Raw genomic sequence first — 4,050 nt, 5'->3', positions numbered from 1 at the left:
CCGCCACGGCGGCCGCGATCGCCACCAGGATGTTGAGCTTGAGCGGCAGCGCGAAGGTGGCGATCGCCGCCGTGCTGGCCACCAGCGTCGCCAGCCAGCTGGCCCGGTCCACCAGCATCGAAAGGAGGATGCCCAGCAGTGCCAGCACGCCCGCAAAGCCCAGCCCCCAGGACAGCGGGATGGCGTTGGCCGCCAGGATGCCAATGATCGACGGCACCTGCCAGGCCAGCCAGTTGGCGACCGCCGCGCCCCAGAAATACGGCAATTGCTCCGGCGCCGGCTCCGGGCGCGGGAAACGCTTCATGAAGGCCACGAAGATCACGTCGCCGCTGAAATAGCCCAGCCACAGGCGGTGGCGCCGTGGCAGATGGGCGAAGTAGCTGCGCCACATGCTGCTGAAGATCACGAAACGCAGGTTCACGCAGGTCGCCGTGAGCCAGACCACCCACAGCGGCGCGCCGGCGGTCAGCAGCGGCAGCACGGCCAATTGGGCACTGCCGGCATAGACGATCAGCGACATGAAGACCGCCAGCGATACCGGCATCCCAGCCTTCACCATTGCCACGCCGGTCACCAGCCCCCAGGCGCCGATGCCCAGGCAGGTGGCCAGCATGTCCCGCGCGCCCAGCCGTGCCCACGGATCGGCCAGCCAGTCGCGCACTGCCGCCTGCCGGCTCATGGCTCGGCCACCGGCTCTCCGAGCACCGTGCCGACGGGCAGCGGGAAGCCGCGCAGGAAGTCGCGCGCCGCCAGGCGCCGCCCGCCTGCGCGCTGCAGCTCGGTCAGGCGCAGCAGCCGGCCATCGCCGCACAGCACGTCCACCCCCGCGTCGCCCACCGACACCACGCTGCCCGGCACGGACCCCGGCTGCAGGGCCGCTTCCGGCTCTGGCGCGCAGGCCCAGAGCTTGAGGGGCTCGCCCGCGGCCGTGGTGCTGGCGCCGGGGAAGGGGTCGAAGGCGCGCACGCGCCGGGCGATCTGCGCGGCCGGCGCGCACCAGTCGATGGCGGCTTCCGCCTTCTCGATCTTGTGGGCGTAGGTGACGCCCTCGTCCGGCTGCGGCACCGGCGCGAGCGCGCCGCGCGCGGCCTGCTGCAGCGCCTGCACGACCAGCCGCCCGCCCAGCGCGGCAAGCGTGTCGTGCAGCGTCGCGGTGGTGTCGCCGGGGCCGATCGGCACGGCCTCGCGCAGCAGCATGTCGCCGGTGTCCAGGCCCGCGTCCATCTGCATGATGGTCACGCCCGTCGCGGCGTCGCCCGCCTCGATGGCACGGTGGATCGGTGCCGCGCCGCGCCAGCGCGGCAGCAGGCTGGCGTGGATGTTCAGGCAGCCCAGGCGCGGCGTGTCCAGCACCCACTGCGGCAGGATCAGGCCGTAGGCGGCGACCACCATGGCGTCCAGCCGTGCGGCCTGCAGCGCCGCGCGCGCCGCGGCGGCGTCCTGCGGCCAGCGCCCGTCCAGGCGCAGGCTGCGCGGCTGCGCCACCGAGATGCCGCGTGCGAGCGCGAGCTGCTTGACGGGCGAGGCCTGCAGCTTCATGCCGCGCCCGGCCGGGCGATCCGGCTGGGTCAGCACCAGCGGCACCTCGAAGCCCGCCGCCAGCAGCGCATCGAGCGCCACGCGCGCGAACTCCGGCGTGCCGGCGAAGGCGACACGCAGGCCGGCGGCAGGGGCGCCGCTCATGCGCGCACGGCCTGGGGCTGCTGCTGCTTTTGCTGCTTGAGCAGCTTGGTCTTGATGCGCCCGCGCTTGAGCGGCGAGAGGTATTCGACGAAGACCTTGCCCATCAGGTGGTCCATCTCGTGCTGGATGCACACCGCCAGCAGCCCCTCGGCCTCGATGACCTGTTCCTGCCCCTGGGCATCGAGCGCGCGCACGCGCACCGCCAGCGCGCGCTCGACGCCGTCGTAGATGCCGGGCACCGACAGGCAGCCCTCCTCGCCGACGCGCGTCTCCTCGCTGGCCCAGAGGATCTCCGGGTTGATCAGCACCAGCGGCGCGTTGCGTTCCTCGGAGACGTCGATGACCACGATGCGCTCGTGCACGTCCACCTGGGTGGCCGCCAGGCCGATGCCCTTGGCGTCGTACATGGTCGCGAACATGTCGTCCAGCAGGGCGCGCACGCGGTCATCTACCATGGTGACGGGCTGCGCGACCTTGTGCAGGCGCGGGTCGGGATAGCAGAGGATGGGAAGGATGGCCATGGCAAGAAGAGGGAAATTGTCGTGATTTTCGCCACTTCGCGGCGACAGGGGGCGGCCCAGCCGCAATAATCGTTGCCCTATCAAGGGCTTGAGCCCAGAATCTGCGGGCATTTCGCGCTGCTGCAAGGCAGGCGGTGGCGCCGGTCCGCACAGTCCAAGCAAGAACACACCGGCGCAGGCGGGAGGGGATCGATCCATGTACGACAGGCACCAACATCCACGGCGCGCGGCACGCGTGCACGCAGTGCTGGCGGCACTGACACTGGCGGCGGGTGCGGCCGCGCCGCTGGCCACCCAGGCGCAGCAGCACCCCGTCACCCCAGGGCAGCGCGCCACCGCCCAGCAGGTGGCCGCGCGCGGCGTGCCGCTGGCGGAGCTGGCGCCCAATGCGCCCGAGAGCTACGTCGTGCAGCGCGGCGACACCCTGTGGGCCATCTCGGCGCTGTACCTGCGCCAGCCCTGGCGCTGGCCGGAGCTGTGGGGCATGAACCTCGACTCCATCGCCAACCCGCACCTGATCTTCCCCGGCCAGACGCTGTACCTGGAGACGGTGGACGGCCACGCACGCCTGCGCACCAGCCGTCCGGGCAGCACGGCGCCCGAGACGGTGCGCGTCTCGCCGCGCACGCGCAGCGAGAGCCTGTCGGGCGCGGCCCTGCCGACGCTCAAGCCCCATCTGATCGAGCACTTCCTGGCCGAGCCGCTGGTAGTGGACGAGCTCACGCTGGAGCAGGCGCCGCGCGTCATCGCCACGCGCGACGAGCGCGTCGTCATGGCCGGCGGCGACCGCGTCTACGTGCGCGGCCCGCAGGGCAGCCCGCTGGAGCTGGAGCCGGGCGTGCCGCGCCACTACCGCGTGTTCCGCAGCGCCGCACCGCTCAAGGACCCCTTCACGCAGGAAGTGCTGGGCTACGAGGCCCAGTACGTGGGCCAGGCGACGCTTGTGCGGGGCGAATCGTCCGAGCAGGTGCCCGACAAGCAGGGCCGCATGGTCGAGGAGTACGTGCCGGCCACGGTCGACCTGAGCCGCACGCGCGAGGAGGTGCGGGTGGGCGACCGCCTCCTGCCGGCGCCCGAGCGCAGCTTCAGCAACTACGTGCCGCGCGCGCCCGAGCAGGAAGTCGACGCCGCCGTGGTCTCGATCTACGGCAGCCTGGCGGTGCGCTACGCCGGCCAGAACAACGTCGTCGCGCTGAACCGCGGCAGCGACGACGGCATGCAGCCGGGCCACGTGCTGCGCCTGCTCACGCGCGGCCAGCGCATCGTCGACAAGACCGACGGCGAGCGCACGGCGGTGCGCCTGCCGAGCGAGGAAAACGGCCTGGTGATGGTGTTTCGCACCTTCGAGCGCGTCTCCTATGCGCTGATCCTGCAGGCCGCCCAGCCGGTGCGCGTGGGCGACCGGCTGGTGAACCCGGAGTGAGGGCGGCGCGGCGCCGCTCGCGCAGCAGGCCCGGGCCATGGAACGCGCAGAACTGGCAGCCTGGTTGCGCCTGACGGCCGCGCCGGGCGTGGGCAACGCCGGCGCGCGCAAGCTGCTCTCGGCCTTTGGCCTGCCCCAGGCGGTGTTCGAGCAGGGCGAGGCCGCGTGGCGCGATTGCGTCGGTGCCGCGGCGGCGCGCGCGCTGGCGCAGCCGGGCGGGGAGCTGGAGGCGCTCATCGAGCGGACCTGGCAGTGGCTGCAGTCCGCCGCCCCGCAGACCGGGCGCGCAGTGGTCGCGCTGGGCGATCCGGCCTACCCGCCGGCGCTGACTGCGATCGAGGACCCGCCGCTCCTGCTCTACCTCATGGGGGCGCCGCAGTGGCTGGCGCCAGGCGTGCCGTTCGCGCCCGAGGCCAGCTTGGC

4 protein-coding genes and 1 pseudogene are annotated in these 4,050 nt (G+C 72.8%); 2 read left to right on the top strand and 3 right to left on the bottom strand.

Annotated elements, in window-relative coordinates; genetic code table 11:
- The 3 genes from A612_RS13980 to def all read right to left on the bottom strand — a co-directional run.
- Positions 1-679, bottom strand: a 679-nt coding sequence (locus tag A612_RS13980) for an AzlC family ABC transporter permease (protein ID WP_040437018.1), incomplete at its 3' end; no start/stop codon positions are given.
- A complete protein-coding gene (gene fmt / locus A612_RS13975; protein ID WP_040437017.1) occupies positions 676-1,659 on the bottom strand; it encodes a methionyl-tRNA formyltransferase in 984 nt (327 codons plus the stop codon). The genes fmt and A612_RS13980, both read right to left, overlap by 4 nt.
- A gap of 20 nt (positions 1,660-1,679) precedes the next feature.
- Positions 1,680-2,204, bottom strand: coding sequence for a peptide deformylase (gene def, locus A612_RS13970; RefSeq protein WP_019375077.1), 525 nt, complete (start codon positions 2,202-2,204; stop codon positions 1,680-1,682).
- A gap of 196 nt (positions 2,205-2,400) precedes the next feature.
- Between def and A612_RS13965 the strand changes: the two genes are divergently transcribed.
- Positions 2,401-3,627 (top strand): LysM peptidoglycan-binding domain-containing protein, encoded by a 1,227-nt coding sequence (locus tag A612_RS13965; protein ID WP_019375076.1) that lies wholly within the window; start codon positions 2,401-2,403, stop codon positions 3,625-3,627.
- 37 nt (positions 3,628-3,664) lie between these two features.
- A pseudogene (locus tag A612_RS13960) lies at positions 3,665-4,050 on the top strand (DNA-processing protein DprA); the annotation flags it as partial.

This window comes from Melaminivora alkalimesophila, assembly GCF_000282995.1.
Classification (GTDB): domain Bacteria; phylum Pseudomonadota; class Gammaproteobacteria; order Burkholderiales; family Burkholderiaceae_C; genus Melaminivora; species Melaminivora alkalimesophila.
The sequence above is the reverse complement of the archived record's forward strand: the minus strand, read 5'-3'. Positions and strand labels throughout refer to the sequence as shown.

Excerpts from the sequence above, each read along its gene's own strand:
- def (WP_019375077.1), bottom strand. The coding sequence starts at position 2,204 with ATGGCCATCCTTCCCATCCTCTGCTATCCCGACCCGCGCCTGCACAAG.
- A612_RS13965 (WP_019375076.1), top strand. The coding sequence starts at position 2,401 with ATGTACGACAGGCACCAACATCCACGGCGCGCGGCACGCGTGCACGCA.